This is a genomic window from Arthrobacter sp. GAS37, assembly GCF_044908325.1.
Taxonomy (GTDB): domain Bacteria; phylum Actinomycetota; class Actinomycetes; order Actinomycetales; family Micrococcaceae; genus Arthrobacter; species Arthrobacter ramosus.
Genome location: NZ_JBIYDB010000018.1, coordinates 31,813 through 48,999, shown reverse-complemented (window position 1 = coordinate 48,999; position 17,187 = coordinate 31,813). Strand labels below are relative to the sequence as shown.

16 protein-coding genes are annotated in these 17,187 nt (G+C 65.2%); 7 read left to right on the top strand and 9 right to left on the bottom strand.

What is annotated here, in order from left to right; genetic code table 11:
• Positions 1–230: 230 nt before the first annotated feature.
• The gene (malQ, locus tag ABH924_RS15085; protein ID WP_404500019.1) at positions 231–2,450 is read left to right on the top strand and encodes a 4-alpha-glucanotransferase; all 2,220 of its coding nucleotides are present in this window, start codon (positions 231–233) and stop codon (positions 2,448–2,450) included.
• A 75-nt stretch (positions 2,451–2,525) separates the two neighbouring features.
• On the opposite strand, the gene ABH924_RS15080 is transcribed toward malQ, so the two are convergent.
• From ABH924_RS15080 to ABH924_RS15060, 5 genes are read right to left on the bottom strand one after another with little or no spacing between them, the layout of a single operon-like run.
• Entirely contained in the window at positions 2,526–3,596 is a 1,071-nt protein-coding gene (locus tag ABH924_RS15080) for a lactonase family protein (RefSeq protein WP_404500017.1), read from the bottom strand.
• A 32-nt stretch (positions 3,597–3,628) separates the two neighbouring features.
• A complete protein-coding gene (locus tag ABH924_RS15075) occupies positions 3,629–4,459 on the bottom strand; it encodes an aldo/keto reductase (RefSeq protein WP_234753935.1) in 831 nt (276 codons plus the stop codon).
• On the bottom strand, positions 4,428–5,483 hold the full coding sequence (locus ABH924_RS15070; protein WP_404500015.1) for an SDR family oxidoreductase: 1,056 nt from the start codon (positions 5,481–5,483) through the stop codon (positions 4,428–4,430). Before ABH924_RS15070 ends, ABH924_RS15075 begins: the two co-directional genes overlap by 32 nt.
• Positions 5,480–6,451 (bottom strand): aldo/keto reductase, encoded by a 972-nt coding sequence (locus ABH924_RS15065; protein WP_404500013.1) that lies wholly within the window; start codon positions 6,449–6,451, stop codon positions 5,480–5,482. Before ABH924_RS15065 ends, ABH924_RS15070 begins: the two co-directional genes overlap by 4 nt.
• 30 nt (positions 6,452–6,481) lie before the next feature.
• Positions 6,482–7,327 (bottom strand): aldo/keto reductase, encoded by an 846-nt coding sequence (locus ABH924_RS15060; RefSeq protein ID WP_404500011.1) that lies wholly within the window; start codon positions 7,325–7,327, stop codon positions 6,482–6,484.
• 164 nt (positions 7,328–7,491) lie between these two features.
• Here ABH924_RS15060 and ABH924_RS15055 point away from each other — a divergent pair, with 164 nt between their 5' ends.
• The 3 genes from ABH924_RS15055 to ABH924_RS15045 all read left to right on the top strand — a co-directional run bounded on the left by ABH924_RS15055 (position 7,492) and on the right by ABH924_RS15045 (position 9,036).
• On the top strand, positions 7,492–8,415 hold the full coding sequence (locus ABH924_RS15055; RefSeq protein WP_404500009.1) for a helix-turn-helix transcriptional regulator: 924 nt from the start codon (positions 7,492–7,494) through the stop codon (positions 8,413–8,415).
• 145 nt (positions 8,416–8,560) lie between these two features.
• The gene (locus ABH924_RS15050) at positions 8,561–8,767 is read left to right on the top strand and encodes a hypothetical protein (RefSeq protein WP_404500007.1); all 207 of its coding nucleotides are present in this window, start codon (positions 8,561–8,563) and stop codon (positions 8,765–8,767) included.
• Positions 8,764–9,036, top strand: a complete 273-nt coding sequence (locus ABH924_RS15045; protein ID WP_404500005.1) for a hypothetical protein — start codon at positions 8,764–8,766, stop codon at positions 9,034–9,036. Before ABH924_RS15050 ends, ABH924_RS15045 begins: the two co-directional genes overlap by 4 nt.
• 82 nt (positions 9,037–9,118) lie before the next feature.
• Here ABH924_RS15045 and ABH924_RS15040 read toward each other — a convergent pair whose 3' ends face one another.
• The 3 genes from ABH924_RS15040 to ABH924_RS15030 form a co-directional block, all read right to left on the bottom strand.
• Entirely contained in the window at positions 9,119–9,328 is a 210-nt protein-coding gene (locus ABH924_RS15040; RefSeq protein WP_404500003.1) for a dodecin, read from the bottom strand.
• A gap of 311 nt (positions 9,329–9,639) precedes the next feature.
• On the bottom strand, positions 9,640–10,341 hold the full coding sequence (locus ABH924_RS15035; RefSeq protein WP_404500001.1) for a FadR/GntR family transcriptional regulator: 702 nt from the start codon (positions 10,339–10,341) through the stop codon (positions 9,640–9,642).
• Between the two features lie 28 nt (positions 10,342–10,369).
• Positions 10,370–11,188, bottom strand: coding sequence for an alpha/beta fold hydrolase (locus ABH924_RS15030; RefSeq protein WP_404499999.1), 819 nt, complete (start codon positions 11,186–11,188; stop codon positions 10,370–10,372).
• 118 nt (positions 11,189–11,306) lie between these two features.
• Between ABH924_RS15030 and ABH924_RS15025 the strand changes: the two genes are divergently transcribed.
• The 3 genes from ABH924_RS15025 (at position 11,307) to ABH924_RS15015 (ending at position 14,224) form a co-directional block, all read left to right on the top strand.
• Positions 11,307–12,809, top strand: coding sequence for a four-carbon acid sugar kinase family protein (locus ABH924_RS15025; protein WP_404499997.1), 1,503 nt, complete (start codon positions 11,307–11,309; stop codon positions 12,807–12,809).
• 25 nt (positions 12,810–12,834) lie between these two features.
• Positions 12,835–13,734, top strand: a complete 900-nt coding sequence (locus ABH924_RS15020) for an NAD(P)-dependent oxidoreductase (RefSeq protein WP_404499995.1) — start codon at positions 12,835–12,837, stop codon at positions 13,732–13,734.
• A gap of 97 nt (positions 13,735–13,831) precedes the next feature.
• On the top strand, positions 13,832–14,224 hold the full coding sequence (locus ABH924_RS15015; protein ID WP_404499993.1) for a DUF1304 domain-containing protein: 393 nt from the start codon (positions 13,832–13,834) through the stop codon (positions 14,222–14,224).
• A 79-nt stretch (positions 14,225–14,303) separates the two neighbouring features.
• On the opposite strand, the gene ABH924_RS15010 is transcribed toward ABH924_RS15015, so the two are convergent.
• Positions 14,304–17,075: an aminotransferase class I/II-fold pyridoxal phosphate-dependent enzyme gene (locus ABH924_RS15010; protein ID WP_404500068.1), complete on the bottom strand. Its 2,772-nt coding sequence runs from the start codon at positions 17,073–17,075 to the stop codon at positions 14,304–14,306.
• Positions 17,076–17,187: the final 112 nt, after the last annotated feature.

Genomic DNA, 17,187 nt, shown 5'->3' with positions numbered 1-17,187 from the left:
GCCCCCAGGCGTATGTGAGCGAGGGTTTCGAGTTTGGGGCCCGTATGTGAGCGAGGGTTTGGATTGTGGCGGTTGTTTGTGAGCGAGGGTTTCGGGTTGGGGGCGTCATGCTGTCGGAATAACTGGGACGGCCCCCACCGCCCTGCAATAATCGGAACCAGTTGCCTCGCCCGAGTTGCACGCGGGGCGGTATGCACCTTCGGACGAATCACATCGCAGACGAGGCGGACATGACCAACACTCCCATCCAGCAGGACACCGACCCCACGGCGTTGCCACCCGCACCGAACACCGCCATTGACGAGGACCTGCTTCACCGGCTCGCGGACGCTCATGGCGTCGGGACGTCGTTCCACGGCTGGGATGGGCTGCAACACGACGTTTCACCCACAACCCTGATCCAGGTGCTGGGCGCACTGGGAGTCGCCGCCCATTCCGACGAGCAGATCGAGGCGGCCCTCGCGGACGCGGAAGTGGCGCCGTGGCGGCGGATGCTGCCGCCCGCCGTCGTCGTCCAGGAGGGAACGACGGCGGCGGTTCATGTGCACGTCCGCGACGGTTCGCCGGCCCGTCTGACGATCTCACTCGAGGACCGAACGGAACTCGAAGCCATTCAACAGGAGGACTGGGCGTCGCCGCGCGACGTGGATGGAGTGCCCACAGGCCGTGCCACCTTTGAGGTGCCGGCCGGGTTGCCGCTCGGCTGGCACTCGCTGACGGCCGAGTCCGACGGCGTGACGGCCACCGCCGCGCTGGCCGTGGTTCCAGCCAAGTTGCAGACGGCAGCGAAGCTCGAGGAACGGCGCGGCTGGGGACTCGCAACGCAGCTGTATTCGGTGCGCTCGAAGCGCTCATGGGGTATTGGGGATTTCGCGGACTTGGCCGATTTGGCGTCGTTGGCCGGCGCACGCGGTGCCGACTATGTCCTGGTGAACCCCCTGCATGCCGCGGATCCGGTGCCTCCGGTTCAGGCGTCGCCGTATTCTCCGTCAACCAGGCGATTCTTCAACCCCCTTTACATTCGGGTCGAATCCATTCCCGAATTGGCATATGTGAAGCCCCGGAAGCGCGCCACGGTGGACCGGCTGTTGGATGACGTCCACGCGCTCAACAAGGACGCGGAACGGCTGGACCGGGACCAGATCTTCGCCGCCAAGCTCGCTGCCCTGGAACTCCTTCACACGGTCAAGCTTTCTCCGGCCCGGCAGCGCGCCTTCGAGGAATTCTGCCGTGAGTCAGGTCCGGGCTTGGACGATTTCGCCCTTTGGTGCGCCATCCGCGAGGACCGGTCGCCGGACGACCCCTTCTGGCAGGACCCCGCGGCCACCCTCGGTTCGCCCAAGGTTGAGTCGATGCGCCGGACTTTGGCCGACCGGATTGGTTTCCACCGTTGGCTTCAGTGGATCTGCGATGAGCAGCTCGAGTCAGCCCAGGCCGCCGCGATGCGTTCCGGCATGCGGCTAGGAGTGGTGCACGATCTCGCCGTCGGGGCGGACTTGAGCAGCGCCGACGCCTGGACCCTGCGCAGCAGCTTCGCGCCGGGGGTCAGCGTGGGCGCACCACCGGACATGTACAACCAGCTCGGCCAGAACTGGAACCAGCCGCCGTGGCACCCGGTCCGTTTGGCCGAGGCGGGCTACGCCCCGTTACGCGCGATGCTCTCCACCGTCCTTCGCCACGCCGGCGGAATCCGCGTGGACCACATTTTGGGGCTGTTCCGGTTGTGGTGGGTGCCCGCTGGCAACTCCGCCCGCGACGGCGCCTATGTCCGCTACGACCACGAGGCCCTCATCGGCATCCTCGCTTTGGAAGCGCACCGCGCGGGTGCCGTGGTCATCGGCGAAGACCTGGGCGTCTTCGAGCCTTGGGTGCGGGACTACCTTGCGGCCCGTGGCATCCTGGGCACGTCGATCCTCTGGTTTGAGTACGACGGCGACTCGCCCCTGCCGCCCGAACGTTACCGAACGCAGGCCCTCGCCAGCGTCAACACCCACGACCTCCCGCCGACCGCCGGGTACCTCGCAGGCGATCATGTGGAACTCCGGAGCCAACTGGGCTTGCTTGAACGAAGCGTGGCCGAGGAACGGGCCGAGCACGAGGCGAGCCTGGACAAGATGATGGGGTTGCTGCGGGAACGGGGCCTGCTGCCGGCCGGATTCGACACTCCCGGATTCGACGGCAGCGGCCAGGAGCTTGGCGAGGAGCAGGTCATTGAGGCGCTGCATCGGTTTCTGGCCCTTGCGCCGTCGGTCCTGCTTGGCGTTGCGCTGGTGGATGCCGTGGGGGAGCGGAGGGTGCAGAACCAGCCCGGTACGACGTCGGAGGTCTACCCGAACTGGCAAGTCCCGCTAGCCGACGAACGCGGACGCGCAGTCCTCATCGATGACCTCGATACCAACCCTCGATTCAACTCCCTGCTGGCGGCTGTGGACGAGGCTGTACGGGGTTAGGCACCGCAGCGAGACGTGAGATCTCGCCTCTTTGGAGCTGGCAAGGGGGCGAGATCTCACGCATGGATTAGCCGCTCAGGGAGCTACGACCAAAGCGGTGGGGGAACCCGCGTTCAGCTGGTTGAGGACTTCGCCCGGGATGCCGGTGGAAGGGTCCAATGCGAACGTAGTGACTTGGTTGGAACGCTCGTGCGCCACGTGGAGCCAGCCGTCGCGGACCAGGTGGTGGCGGGGACGGTCTCCTCCGCTGGGCACGTCAGCCACGGGTCGGAGGCGGGTTCCGCTGCCTTCGACGGCCAGTACCGAGATCCGGTTGGAGCCGCGGATGCCCGTATAGACGAAGCGATTGTCCGGCGACAGCGCGATTTCGGCGGCTGTGTCGCCGTCGGCGGCCCCACCGGCCGTCGCGGGACCGAGCCGGTGGAGCACAAAGCGGCCGTCCGCTCCGGGCAGGAGCACCACCACTTCGATGGAATATTCGGTCAGGACGAAGACGGCGTCGACGGAGGGGTGCTGGACCAAGTGCCGGGGGCCGCTGCCCATCGGGAGTGCGACTTGGTGGTCAGGAAGCAGGCCGGTGTCGGGGAAATAGTTCCACACCCGTACGAGGTCGAAGCCGAGGTCGGTGGTCATGATCCGGCCGTCCTCGAGCATGAGGCTTGCGTGGGCGCGGCTCACCCGGGGGCCGCCCGTGGCGATGTCGATTCCGCCGTCGACGCCCGCGTGTGGATCCTTCGCCGGCGGCGCGGCAAAGCGCGAGGTGATGCCGCCGTCGTCGTCGAGCCCGTACAGCAATACGTTGCCGTCGCCCCAACAGTTGACCACGATGAAACGGGCGGAAGGGTCGACGGCGACGTGGCAGGCCGCAGCTCCAGCGGGCCAAGCCTCACCCAGGGGTTCAAGGCCGAACAGCCCGGTCCCCCGGTATGCCCGGACCGTCTGGGCGGCCTCTGCAACCGCATAGACCACTGGCAGCGTGGGGTGAACGGCAAGGAACGACGGCGACGGTGCTTCGACGGCGGTGCCCAGCCAAGCGATGCTGCCATCTTCACGTGCGGCAACTGCGCCAATGCCTGTTCCGTTCCCGTCGCTGTCCGCGGTGTACGCGCCTGCCCAGATGAGCGTTCCGTCGATGTTCTCTGCCATGCCGTCCTCAGTGTTGGTGATGGAATGCTGCCTCAGTGGCCTTGTACGTCCGAGTCGACACCGGCATCGGCACCCGCGTCCAAGGTGGCGATCGCGGACAGGTCGTCGTGGTCCAAAGCGAAGTCGAAGACGTCCAGGTTTTCCTTCATGCGCAGCGGATTGGCCGACTTTGGGATGGCCACGAGCCCCTCCTGCACGTGCCAGCGCAGCACGACCTGACCTGGCGTCTTTCCGTGTTTTTTCGCGATGGCCGCCAAGACCGGGGCATTCAGGAGATCGCGACCGGCCCCCAACGGACTATACGATTCCGTGGCGATGCCATGGCTGCCGTTGAAGGCACGCTGATCGATCCGAGTGATGGACGGCGAGATCTGGATTTGGTTGACGGCCGGCACCACCGAGGTTTCCTCCAGAAGCCGTTCGAGGTGCGTGGGCTTGAAGTTGGACACGCCGATCGAGCGCACCTTCCCCTCAGCCTGGAGTCGCTCGAAAGTCTCCCAAGTGGACACGAATTCATTCCGTTGCGGGAGCGGCCAATGGATCAACAGGAGGTCCACGTAATCCAGCCCGAGGCGCTTGAGGGAGCCCTCAAGGCCGTCGACGGCGCGATCACGGCCCTGGTGGGTGCCGTCCAGTTTGGTGGTGATGAACAGTTCCTCGCGCGGGACTCCGCAGTCCCGCACACCTTGCCCGACGCCGGCCTCGTTACCGTAGCGGTACGCCGTGTCGACGTGCCGGTAACCAAGCTCGACGGCGGACACCACCGCCGTGGCGACCTGGGCGTCGTCGAGCGGCCAGGTTCCGAGGCCGATCTGCGGAATGGCATTACCGTCATTGAGCCTGACGGTCGGAGCAAGTGCCATGGTCCTGTCCTTTCAGTTGCTTGATCGGCCTTCGTGCCCATTGGACCAGTTGCTCGCTGAGTTTCATGAAGTCCTGGTCCACGTGCTTGATGCCTGGATGTTCATCATGCCACCGGACGATCTCACGTGCGCCTGCCGCGAACGGAATTTCTGCCTGATACCACGGCACCAGCGTCTTGATCTTGGTGTTGTCGAAGACCACGGAGTGGGACCTGTCCCCGAGAAGCGCGGGACCAAGCTCCGGGGAGTGCGCGGCAATGGTCTCCGAGGCGATGTGCACCAGTTCGGGTTCCGGCACCCCTGCCGCCGTGGCGAAGAGCCGGTAAACCTGGTCCCACGGGAGCGCTTCGTCCGAGGTGATGGTGTAGCTTTCACCCAAAGCCTGCGGCCGGCCGAGGAGGCCGACGAAGGCCACCGCAAAATCGTCCGTATGGGTGAGGGTCCACAGCGAGGTACCGTCCCCGTGGACTATCACAGGCAGGCCTTCCCGCATCCGATGGATGTCCGTCCAGCCACCCAGAAGGGCGATCCGCGTGCGGTCATAGGTGTGCGAAGGCCGGACGATAGTGACGGGGAAACCCTCTTCCCGATAGGCCCGCACGAGAAGGTCTTCGCACGCGATCTTGTCCTGGGAGTACTTCCAAAAAGGATTTCTTAAGGGGGTCGACTCAAGGATCGGCAAGTGTGCGGGCGGCTTCTGGTAGGCCGAAGCCGAACTGATGAACACGTACTGGCCGGTCCGGCCGCGGAACAGCTCCACCGAGGCGGCCACATGCTCCGGCGTGAAAGAGATGAAGTCCGCGACGACGTCGAACTCGCGGCCGCTCAGCACCTCCGCCACCTCGGCGGCGTTGCGGATATCTGCCTGCAACAATTCCGTGCCCGGAGGGACCGGCCTTTCCGAGCTCAGTCCCCGATTGAGCACGGTCAGCCGGTGACCCAGCGCGACGGCGCGCTCCGCCGCCGCCGCGCTGATGGTCCCGGTCCCGCCGATGAACAGCAGGCGCAACGGTGCAGAAGTCACCACGCATAGTCTTCCGGCGCGGTCCGGTGGCCCGGGAAGATGTCGTCGAGCCGCTTGAGTGCATCGGCGTCGAGGGTGACATCCAAAGCCCTGATGGCAGCGTCCAACTGCTCCTGCGTGCGCGGACCCACGATCGGTGCGGTCACGGCCGGCTGGTGCAGCAACCAGGCCAAGGCCACGTCGCCGGGCTCGTGGCCAAGGTCGTCGGCGAGGTCCTCGTACTGGCGGATCTGGTCTTCGTGCTTCTTCAGGGTCTCGGCCGCGCGGCCCTCAAGGCGACGGACGCCGTCGCGCTCCTTCTTGAGCACCCCGCCCAGAAGGCCGCCGTGAAGCGGCGACCACGGGATCAGCCCGAGGCCGTACTGCTGGGCCGCCGGGATGACTTCCAGTTCGACGTTGCGGGTGAGCAGGTTGTAGATGGACTGCTCGCTCACGAGTCCGTTGTAATAGCGTCGCGCGGCCGCCTCCTGGGCCTGGGCGATGTGCCAGCCCGCGAAGTTGCTGCTTCCGGAATACAGGACCTTGCCCTGCTGGACGGCAACCTCTATGGCCTGCCAGATCTCGTCCCACGGCGTGTTCCGGTCCACGTGATGGAACTGGTAGACGTCGATGTAGTCGGTCTGCAGTCGCTTAAGGCTGGCGTCCAAGGCGCGCCGGATGTTGAGGGCGGAGAGCTTGGACTCGTTGGGGCGGTCCGTCATGGTTCCGTAGAGCTTGGTCGCCAGCACCACGCGTTCGCGGCGCTCGCCGCCCTTGGCGAACCAGCGGCCCAGGATTTCCTCGGTCCATCCCAGGTTGTCATGGCCGCCGTAGACGTTGGCGGTGTCGAAGAAGTTGATGCCGGCATCTAGTGCAGAATCCATGATGGAGTGCGCTACGGATTCCTCCGTCTGCGGGCCGAAGTTCATGGTTCCGAGGCACAAGCGCGAGACGCTGAGGCCTGAGCGGCCCAAGTGGGTGTACTGCATGGTTTCGGTTTCCTTACGCTGCGGTGGTTTCTACATCTGGCTGAAGGACGCGACGGCGGGGTCGGCGCCGAGGCGGGCACCGGCGTCGAGCGCGCTGATGGCTGCCAGTTCGTCCAGGGTGAGCTGCAACGACGCCGCCGCGAGGTTCTGGCGGATCCGCTCCGGGTGGACGGACTTGGGGATGACGAGGTTGCCGGTTCCGAGGTGCCAGGCCAGCACGATCTGGGCGGGGGTGGCATCGTGCGTTTCGGCAAGTTCGGTGACCGTTGCCGACCCCAGGTCCGCTCCCTGCCCCAGCGGGCTGTAGGCCTCGACGGCGATCCCGTGCGAGCGGCTCTTCGCTGCCAGTTCCCGCTGCTGGAAGGTCGGGTGCAGTTCGATCTGGTTGACGGCGGGAACGACGTCGGCCGACGCCAGGAGCGTGTCGAGGTGGGCCGGCAGGAAGTTGGAGACCCCGATTGCCCGGGCGCCGCCGTCGGCATGGATCTTTTCCAGTGCCTTCCACGCGTCGACGAACAAGCCCTGGGACGGCACGGGCCAGTGGATCAGGTAGAGATCGATGACGTCGAGGCCGAGTTCGCGGCGGCTGTGGTTGAATGCCGCCGCGGCCCGGCCTTGTTCGCCGTTGCGGAGTTTGGTGGTGATGAAGAGTTCCTCCCGGGCGATGCCGGAAGCCTTGATTGCCGCACCGACACCGGATTCGTTCCGGTACGCCGCGGCGGTGTCGATGTGCCGGTACCCGGCTTCAAGTGCGTCTTCCACGGCTTTCTGGGTCTCGGCAGGTGGGACCTGGAAGACGCCGAAGCCGAGCTGGGGGATGGTGACCGAGTTGTTCAGGACGAGCCCGGGAACGGTTGAATTCTGAGCGTTGGACATGTCCGGCCCTTTCGTCGCTGGTGGATGGTTTGCCTGACTGGCTTTTTCGAGCCTATGCACTTTCGAAGCAACAATCATTAGTTTTGACGCCCCCTGTTTTTCCTAGGACTCGCAGTCCTACCTTGGCCATAGAAACAGGCCCTTGGGAGGGGAAGAATGGGGACATGGGTCAAAGCGCCGAGTTCGGAAAATTCCTCAAAGCCATGCGTGCCCGGATGTCGCCGGAGGATGCAGGGTTGCCAGACGGGTCCGGCGCGCGCCGTGTGCCAGGGCTGCGCAGGGAAGAGATTGCCCGCTTGGCCGATGTCAGCACGGACTACTACACGCGCCTCGAACAGGGCCGCCATATCCATCCGTCCCGGGCGGTCCTTGAATCGGTGTCGCGGGCGCTTCGCCTGGACTCAAGCGAGCACACCCACATGATGGACCTCCTAGAGCACTGCGCGTCGAGCGCCAAAGCCCCGACTCCCACGCCACGGGTGCGGCCGGCCATGCGCCAACTCCTCGATGCCGTGGGTGACGTTCCGGCGCTCCTGCTTGGCCGGCGCAGTGACGTGCTCGGAGCCAATCGCATGGCAGTCTTGCTGTTTGCCGACTTCCCGTCCATGCCTCCCGCCGAGCGAAACCTCACCCGTTGGCTGATCCTGGACCCCCAGGCGCGCGAACTGTTCCGGGACTGGAAAACCGTCGCCGCGGAAGCCGCCGGTTCCCTGCGTGCGGATACCGGGCGGCACCCCGACGATCCCCAAGCCAACCAGCTCGTGGGCGAACTCGCCGTGAACAGCGAACATTTCCGCCAATGGTGGGCAGGGCATCGAGTGGCTGCACGCTCGGCTGGCACGGTCCGCCTGCACCACCCCTCAGTGGGGGACGTGGAACTTAACTTCGAGAATCTGGCCCTGCCGGAGGACCCGGACCAGGTCTTGCGGGTCTACTCCGCGAAGGCAGGTTCGCCGTCGGACGATGCCCTGAAGTTGCTGGGTAGCTTTGGTGCGAGAACAGCGTTTGGTGCGGGGACCGCATTTGGTGCGGGAACGGCGACGACGAGCCCGGAGCTGTCCGAGCGTCATGTAATGGGCGAGAGCTGAGGGAGTTTCAGCCAAAAGTGCTCCACGTCACTGTGCTGCTGCATAGTGAATCGGCGTGATTTTGTCTATGTGCCCATTGGGCGGCTTTTGAATCGCGTTTACGCTGAATTCAGACCTTTTCGCATATCAAGGATGGAATTCAACGATGAAACGCATCGCGCTGCTGAGGGAGCGGGCAACTACCGCCGGGTCCGCGGGATCCACGGGTTCGCACTGCCCGGCATCCGGTCAGTGGAGCCCTGAGGGCGAACCCCACGTGGTGCGCACGTTCTTCGAAGGCCACGTCTTCCCGTCCCACAACGGCGCGGCAACTGTCTGGCGCCGCGAGTACTTGGTCGCTGAGTCCCGATGAGTCCCGAAACCTTGGGTGTGTGGGGCCCCAGCCACTTCACGACGTCGGCCCAACGGCCCGCTGGAGCGGCACTTCACCTGCCGCCGTCGAAGTGGTCGGAACTCAGCCGCGGCGAAACCGTCTGGATCCACGAGGACAAATGGGGCTTCGACGCCGGCCTTGTGGACGAAGTTTCCTCTGACCACGAATTCCTGTGGATCGAATTTGCCGGCCGTGGCCGGCGACTCCTCTGTGGCGGTGACCCCGTCCAAGTCTGGACCCGCGGGTGAGTCCAGCCTCGCAACTGATGGCCGCCAGCCTTTCCACAGAAAGGCTGACGGCCATCGTCGTTTTCGGGGTTTTGAGGGCTTCTTAACGCTCCAGACGGAATCCGAGCTTGATGGTTACCTGCCAGTCGGCAACGGCGCCCTCGCTGAGGTGGCCGCGGATTTCCTTGACCTCGAACCAGTCGAGATTCCGGAGGGTCTGGCTTGCGGCCGCAACCCCGTTCTTGATGGCGGCGTCGACGCCCTCGGACGAGGTTCCAACAATTTCGGAAACGCTATATGTGTGGTCAGCCATTCTTGCTCCTCATGATCGTCCTTGATGCCTGAACTGCGGGCCTGGCAGGCCGTGAAAGCAGACTAGCCCACGCAAGGCCGGGGGAACAGGGGTGGTCCCCGCCGACGCTCGCTCACCTATGCCTGGTGCCCTTCCGACGCTCGCTCACCTATGGTGCCTTTCGGCCGAACGCTCGCTCACACGTGAGGCCAAATGGCGGAACCCTACTGCAGATGATCTGAGCGAGGGTCCGGGAATTGGCCTATATATGTGAGCGAGGGTCCGTGGAATGGCCCGTTTATGTGAGCGAGCGTCCCAGGGGGTCCTGAAAGCTAGGCGTCCAGGACGTATGTCCTGAGATCGTCGAGGGTCTGCTGCATGTGCGCGTCCATGGCCTCGCGGGCGCGGGGGGCGTCGCCGGCTTCGAGTGCTTTCAGGATGGCCCGGTGATGCCCGATCGCGTGCCGCTGGATATCGGGGATTTGCGAGGTCTGGGTGCGCCGGGTTTCCAGGACGCGGTGCAGGGGTTCGAAGAGCACGGCCACGAAGACGTTGCCGGAGGCGCGCAGGATGACATCGTGGAAGCCGAGGTCCGCTTCGACGAATGCGCTCAGGTCGTTGGAATCGTGGGCCTTCTGCATGGCGGAAACATGAACCTGCAGCTGGTCGATTTCCTCGGGGGAAATCCGTGAAGCGGCGAGTTCGCAGGCCCCCGTCTCGAGCATGCGGCGCAGCTCGATGAGCTGGACGGCCGCTGCGGCGTCGTTCTTTCCCTCCGAAGCCGCACGCAATACAGCTTCAAGGGACGCCCATCGGTTCAAGGGGTTGACGAACGTTCCCCGGCCGCGCTCCACGCTGAGGATTCGCTGGGCCTCGAGGGTCTTCATGGCCTCCCGGACAGTCATGCGGCTGACTTCATGCTTGGCGCTCAACTCGAGTTCGCCGGGAACCACTGTTCCCGGCAGAAATTCACCCGCGATGATGCGGTCCAGCAGCTCGTCAGCGACAATGCCGACCAGCGACTTACGTGCCATGATGCTCCGTTCCTAGATGTCTGACATCTTACGCTGGCGGTTGCCGGCTTTCGTTCCAAAACGCGCCGAGCGCCAGTGCGCAAGCATGTGGCAGCTCCCAATGCACGCTGTGCCCGGCGTCCGGGACCGCCACGAGCTTCCGCAGCGGACTGGCCGCCACGTAGGCTTCCGCCTGGCCCAGCGAGCGTAGACGGTCGCCGACGCCGGCAATCACCAACGTCGGTGCCGTCACCTTTCCGGGAACGTCCTCAGCCACTCCCGCCATCGCGGCGAGGCCGCTTGGGCCCAGGACCTCAAAGGGCAGTTCGAATGCCTGGCCAAGCAATCGTTCGTCCTCCCCGGACAGCCTTTCAAACCAGGCCTTCATGCACTTGGCGCGCGTCGCGTCGTCAATGAAGCCTTGCCCTAGCTGGGATTCGAGCATCGATTTGAAGCCTTCGTTCGGCGGAGCCGGAACCATGCCGACCAGCGCCACGCTGGCCACGAGCTCCGGATGCGCGGCCGCCAACGTCAGCGCTACGCTGCCGCCCATTGAGTGGCCCACAATGTGGACCGGCGATGCGTTCCGGACAGCAACGGCAGCCACGGAATCGGCCGCTGATTCCAGGGTCCACTGGAAGCCCGGAGGCAGCATGTCCCCGCGGTGATACCCGGGCAAATCGACGATCCAGACGGATCGCCCGGCGTCGAGCAGTTCGGTGGCGAGTGGCTCCCAATAGGCCGATGTCGAGGCCCAGCCGTGCAGCAACAGGACGGGAGGCTGGGACGGTTGTCCCGGCGTCGTGGTGGCGGCGGTTGCCGGAAGGCGCATGTCCACATGTAGCGCGACCGGAGGCTCTTGAAGCATGCGCCAAGCATAGTGACCGCTGACACTTGCACAGGTGAAAGCGGGTGTGTCACACTAGCATTCAAATATTAGATGTCTGACATCTTACATTTACCTTCAAAACCACGATGGAGTGCAAGTGACCCTTGAAGCCGATGTTCTGGCCGCCTTCCCGGCGGAAGTCCAGATCCCCGCTCAGCTGGTTGCCGACGCCGTAGCAGCGTCTTCCACAGCCTCGCCCCGCGTCCTGGTAGTCCTCGACGACGACCCCACGGGCACACAATCAGTCGCCAACTTGCCGGTACTCACCCGCTGGGAGGTCCCCGATTTCACGTGGGCGTTCGCCCACATTGCGGAAAGCCGGTCCCAGCCCGCGGTCTATGTGCTGACCAACACGCGCAGCCTGGACGCGGTTGAGGCCGCGGCCCGCAACGAGGAAATCGTGCGCAACGCCCTCGCCGCAGCGGGCGACGATGTGCGCCTGGGGTTCGTCAGCCGCTCCGACTCCACCCTCCGCGGCCACTACCCGTTGGAACCCGACGTCATTGCCGCCACGATCGCCGACGTCACCGGCGAGGCCACCGACGGCGTCGTGATCGTCCCGGCGTTTCCCGACGCCGGACGCGTCACCATCGGAGGCGTGCACTACATGCGCGGTACCGGGGCCGACGCCGGCAAGCTCACCCCGGTTTCCGAGACCGAGTTCGCCAAGGACGCGAGCTTCGGCTTCGCCAACTCCGAGATGGCCAAGTATGTGGAGGAAAAGTCCCAGGGCCGCTTCGCCGCCGACGATGTGATCGTCCTGGACCTGAACATCATCCGCGCCGGTGCGGCTGCCGCGAACGGATCCGCCGGAGATCCCCAGCTCTCCGCCAAGGCCATCGCCGACGCGATCGAACCCGCTGCGAACTCCACGCCAATCGTCGCGGACATCGTCACCGAGAACGATTTCCGCGCGCTGGCCCTCGGACTGGAAGAAGCCGAACGCCGCGGAAAGAAGCTGCTCTACCGCGTGGGCCCGCCCTTCGTCCGCGGCCGCATCGGCCAGGAAATCCGCGAAGCGCTCAGCGGCGAGGAAGCCTACGAAGGCAACACTCCCTCCACAGCCGGTGGCTTGATCGTAGTTGGCTCGCATGTCGGCCTCACCACGCGCCAGCTCAACACCCTGACGACCCAGCACGGCGCCGCCCGCATCATCGAGATCGACGTCGAGGGACTTTTCGTTAGCGGCGCGGACGAGTACATCGGAACTGTGGTCGCCGCCGTCGTCGACGCCCTCCACAAGGGCGACGTCATCGTCCACACGAGCCGACTGCTCATCAAGACCGACGACGCCGCGGCGAGCCTGAAGATTGCCCGCACCGTCTCTGCCGCCGTCGTCGCGATCGTGAACCGGACGCTCAAGACCTTCCCGCCGCGCTTCGTCATCGCCAAGGGCGGCATCACGTCCTCGGACGTGGCCGCACACGGCCTGGAAATCCGCCACGCGATTGTCCGCGGCCCGATGCTGCCCGGCATCGTCTCGCTGTGGGAGCCGGTGGAGGGACCCGCGAAGGGCATCCCGTACATCGTGTTCGCCGGCAACGTGGGCGACAACGAGTCCCTCGCGCAGGTCACGCGCAAGCTCAGCAACAACTTTTAGCCAATCGCATTCAATGGAGAACACCATGACCACCAACTACACCGTCGCCGTCCTCGGCCTGGGCGCCATGGGCCTGCCGATGGCCACCCGCCTGGCAACCCAGCTCACCGTCCACGGCTTCGACATCGCCGAACCGCGCCTGAAGCTCGCCGCCGACGCCGGGATCCGCACCTTCGCTTCGGCGCGTCAAGCCTCCGAAGGCGCCGACGCCCTGCTCCTTGCCGTGCGCAACGGCGAACAACTCGACGCCGTTCTCTTCGGCGAGAACGGCGTCGCCCCTGTGCTCAAGCCGGGCGCCGTCGTGATCCTTGGCAGCACAGTCGGTACCGAAGCCATTCCAGCCACCGTGGCCCGCCTGGCCGAGTACGGCGTCGAACTCGTTGACGCGCCGCTTTCCGGCGGCCCGAAGCGCGCCGGCGAAGGCGACCTCCTGATCGTGGTGGGCGCGACGCCGGCCGCCCAGGAAAAGGCCCGGCCCGCGCTGGAACTGCTGGCCTCCACGCTGAGCATCGTGGGCGACAAGCCCGGCGACGGCCAGGCCCTCAAGACCGTCAACCAGCTGCTGTGCGGCGTGCACATCGCCGCTGCCGCCGAGGCCATGGCACTCGCGGACGCCCTCGGACTTGACCAGGCGAAGACGCTCGCGGCCCTGGAAGCAGGTGCCGCAGGCTCGTTCATGCTGTCCAACCGCGGCCCCCGCATCCTCGAGGCATACAACGAGGACGGCGCCGAGGTCCTCAGCCGCTTGGACATCTTCGTCAAGGACATGGGCATCGTCGGCAAGGCCACCCGCGCCGCCGGCCTGGCCGCACCGGTCGCCGCCGCCGCCGAACAGCTCTACCTCCTCGGGCAGGCCCAGGGCCTCGCCGCCGCCGACGACTCCGCCATCATCAAAGTCGTCGCGCCCGTCAGGCGTACAAACTAGCCCCTCGCACAACGTACGACGACGGCGGGTCCCCTTCCGTCGTCGCCGTCGTCCGCAATTGAGGCTCCGTGCAGCACAGGGAGGCTAGGATCAGCACATGATCGTGGCCTCCCTGATTTTCGCTCTCATTGCCGGCTCGTTGCACGTCTACATCTTCAGCATGGAGTCCATCACCTGGACCCGTCCGGCCACGTGGGAGCGCTTCAGCGTCGCTTCCCAGTCCGACGCCGAAACCACCAAGCCCCTCGCGTACAACCAGGGTTTCTACAACCTCTTCCTTGCCATCGGGGCGCTCGCCGGGATCGTCTTTGTCGCACTTGGTCATCCGCAGGTGGGCTGGACCCTCGTCTTCAGTTCGTGCGGCTCCATGCTGCTGGCGGCAATCGTGCTCGCCTTCAGCGGCAAAAAGTACCTCCGCGCTGCGGTTCTTCAGGGCACGACGCCGCTACTCGCCGTCGTGCTCGGCATCCTCGCCGTGGCGCTCGGCTAAGCGCGGAACCCTCGCTCACGTATGTGCCCGCCAAGCCCGTCGCTCGCTCACTCATATGGGCTTTTGGGGTGACCCTAGCTCACCCCGTCAACACCCTGAACCCCAGTTCCGCATTGAAGCCGTGGATTTCCCGCGTGTCCAGAGCCGACATGAAGGACAGGATTTCCTCCGTGATCACCTGCCCGGGAACCAAGACCGGGAACCCCGGCGGGTAGGGGGTGACGAAGGAGGCAGACACCATTTCCTCGCCCGCGGCGACCCTTCGCGCAAGTTCGGCCGCACTGAAGTATTCGCAGGATCCGGCTTTGTAGCTCTCGAAGTAGGCCGCGCGCATGTTGCCATCGGGAGTTTCCGCGTCCTTGCGGAATCGTTCGGCGAAGCGGCTGAAGTCCGGCAAGGGTGGCGGCGTGCTGGTCAGCGCCGCGACACGCGCACGGCGGGCCCGCTGGCCCAAGCCACTCAGGCCGGATTGCTCGTCTTCGAAGGTCTCGGCCAGCTTGACCAGGACCTCGACGAGGTAGGCAACGGCACTCCGCGAGGTGCCGATGTTGGTCATGAAAAGAACGCTGTTCCTTGACGTCTTGTTGACCTGGATCCCGTACTTGTCCATCAGGTAGTCGTGCTTGAAGGTATCGCCGTCCACGCCGGTGAGGCCGATGTGCAGGGTCAAACGGCTCGGATCAACAACGAATTCGTCCCGCTCCCAAGCTTCCGACATCGCTGCCAGGCCGTCGCGGAGCGGCATTTGCCGGCTCGTTTCGCGGTACTGCGCAGGAATAAGGTCCTTGGTGCCGAGGACGCGGAAGTACTTCCTCAGCAAGGGATGCCTCGCCACGGCCTGGGCGATGCTGACCGCGAGATCTGCCTGCCGTTGCACGAGCTCGTAGCCTTCGAACTCGACTTGCCGCCGTCCCATGTCCAGGGAAGCCAGGATCTGATAGTTGGGTGACGTGGAGGTGTGCGTCATGTACGCCTCCCGGAAGCTCTCCTCGTTCAACTGGCCAAAGTCCTGGTCATGGATGTGGATCATGGACCCCTGCCGGAGCGACGTCAGGGTCTTGTGGGTCGACTGCGTTGAGTAGACCCTCAAGCGTGCCTTCGCCGGATCGGGCACCAGCCTCGTCTTCAGGAGCAGCTCATCGCTGACGGGCCCGACGCCGGAACCCGGGCCGCCGTCGTCGGGCCCGACGCCCGCTTGGCCGCCGTCCGCTGGGCCGCCTGCCGCCCCAAGCTCGCGCAATTGCTCGGCGTGGCGCCGGGCGTAGGCCGGATCGGCGAAGGACTTTTCAAGCGATCGGGCCGAAGCCATGGCCGTGCGACGGCGGTAGATGTGGTGGAAGCCCGCGAACGCGAACCAGGCCTCGTCCCACAGGAAGACCAGGTCAGGTTTGATGGCGAGGCACTCCTCCATCACTCGTTCGACGTCGTACACAATTCCGTCGAATGTGCAGTTCGTGAGGGCAAGCATCTTGACCTCGTGGAGCCTGCCTGCCCGGCGGTAATCCAGGAGCATCCGTTTGATGCTTTCCAAGGGAACCGCGCCGTAGAAGGAGAAATCGTTCAAGGGGTAGGCGTCCAAATACGAGACCTGCGCGCCGGCCAGCATGAGGGCGTAGTGGTGCGATTTGTGGCAGTTCCGGTCCACCAGAACCACATCGCCGGGAGCCAGGATCGATTGGTGCACGATCTTGTTGGCTGTTGACGTCCCGTTGGTGACAAAGAGCGATTTTTGGGCACCAAATGCCCGGGCCGCCAGCTTCTGGGCCTGTTTGAGGGAGCCATGCGGGTCCAAGAGTGAATCGAGCCCGCCGGACGTGGCCGAGGTTTCGGCAAGGAGCAGGTTGAGGCCGTAGAACTCGCCGAGATCGTTGATCCACTTGGAATGGATGACCGATCCACCCCGGGACACCGGCAGGGCATGGAAAACACCGGCGGGTTTGCGGCTGTATTGCTGGACCGCGTGGAAGAACGGCGCTTCATATCGTTCCGCGATGCCGGCCAGCAAGGACAAATGGAGCTCCAGCCCATCCTGGCGGCGGAAAATCCGGCGGAATTGGCGGGTCAAGGAACCGGCGAGTTCTTCGATCCCCACTCCGGCCACCAGGTAGAGATCAAGTTCGGGGCGGAGTTGGCCCAGTTTCTCCGCCAAGCTCAGGATGCGGTCCAACGGTCGCTGGGGGAGCGACTTCCCCAAGAACCGGTCCAGGAAGCTGCGCACATCCCGGCTCAGGCGCTGCCTGCTGTTCGGGACGAATCCCGGCCGCAGCACACACGCCTGGATGTCGGGGTTGAGCAGGATGGCCACGATGGCGTCCTCGAAGCTCGGCACGCACACGAGCTCGTAGTTGAAGGCGTCGGCGGGGCGGCGCTGGCTGAAAAGTTCCGCTTGAAGGGCTTCGCGGTCGGCGCTGGAGATGTCATCGATCACGAGGACCTCGAACCGCTTGCGCGCTTCGGCGGGTTCTTCAACCCGGTCCGCTTCGCGTTCGGGATCCGGTGAGGGTTCCTGGGCGTGTTGGTTGTGGCCGGCAACGCGTCGCGCGACCGGTTCGATGAGGCTTAGCGCCTCAGGGTATTCTGCAGCTTCCAGGACCCGTCGCAATTCCATGACATATTGCTGCCCCGGAGACGCCCAATACATTTCGAGGGATTCCAGCAGCGGCAACAACCTTCTGACATCCCGCGGCAGTTCCCGCGGCGGGCGGACGCCGCCGGAACGCGATGTGGCGGCGGCCAGCTGTTTGACGGCGTAGCCAAGGAACTCCCAGGCGTCGGCGCGCACCCGCCAGGCGCTGCTGGGGACCTCGCCGCCGGACCCGGAATCGTCGTCCGCGTTTGGCCTCGCAGCCAAACCGAGGCCAAGCGATGCGCCACTGGCCAGGGCGGCTGGAGCGAGGGGAAGTGGGGCTGACTGCACTGTCGCGAAATCGGCGCGTGCCACGATGACTCCTTTGTCATGGATT

What these genes read in the sequence shown, in the direction of transcription:
- malQ (WP_404500019.1), top strand. Translation starts at nt 231, where the DNA reads ATGACCAACACTCCCATCCAGCAGGACACCGACCCCACGGCGTTGCCA.
- ABH924_RS15080 (WP_404500017.1), bottom strand. Translation starts at nt 3,596, where the DNA reads ATGGCAGAGAACATCGACGGAACGCTCATCTGGGCAGGCGCGTACACC.
- ABH924_RS15075 (WP_234753935.1), bottom strand. Translation starts at nt 4,459, where the DNA reads ATGGCACTTGCTCCGACCGTCAGGCTCAATGACGGTAATGCCATTCCG.
- ABH924_RS15065 (WP_404500013.1), bottom strand. Translation starts at nt 6,451, where the DNA reads ATGCAGTACACCCACTTGGGCCGCTCAGGCCTCAGCGTCTCGCGCTTG.
- ABH924_RS15060 (WP_404500011.1), bottom strand. Translation starts at nt 7,327, where the DNA reads ATGTCCAACGCTCAGAATTCAACCGTTCCCGGGCTCGTCCTGAACAAC.
- ABH924_RS15055 (WP_404500009.1), top strand. Translation starts at nt 7,492, where the DNA reads ATGGGTCAAAGCGCCGAGTTCGGAAAATTCCTCAAAGCCATGCGTGCC.
- ABH924_RS15050 (WP_404500007.1), top strand. Translation starts at nt 8,561, where the DNA reads ATGAAACGCATCGCGCTGCTGAGGGAGCGGGCAACTACCGCCGGGTCC.
- ABH924_RS15045 (WP_404500005.1), top strand. Translation starts at nt 8,764, where the DNA reads ATGAGTCCCGAAACCTTGGGTGTGTGGGGCCCCAGCCACTTCACGACG.
- ABH924_RS15040 (WP_404500003.1), bottom strand. Translation starts at nt 9,328, where the DNA reads ATGGCTGACCACACATATAGCGTTTCCGAAATTGTTGGAACCTCGTCC.
- ABH924_RS15035 (WP_404500001.1), bottom strand. Translation starts at nt 10,341, where the DNA reads ATGGCACGTAAGTCGCTGGTCGGCATTGTCGCTGACGAGCTGCTGGAC.
- ABH924_RS15030 (WP_404499999.1), bottom strand. Translation starts at nt 11,188, where the DNA reads ATGCTTCAAGAGCCTCCGGTCGCGCTACATGTGGACATGCGCCTTCCG.
- ABH924_RS15020 (WP_404499995.1), top strand. Translation starts at nt 12,835, where the DNA reads ATGACCACCAACTACACCGTCGCCGTCCTCGGCCTGGGCGCCATGGGC.
- ABH924_RS15015 (WP_404499993.1), top strand. Translation starts at nt 13,832, where the DNA reads ATGATCGTGGCCTCCCTGATTTTCGCTCTCATTGCCGGCTCGTTGCAC.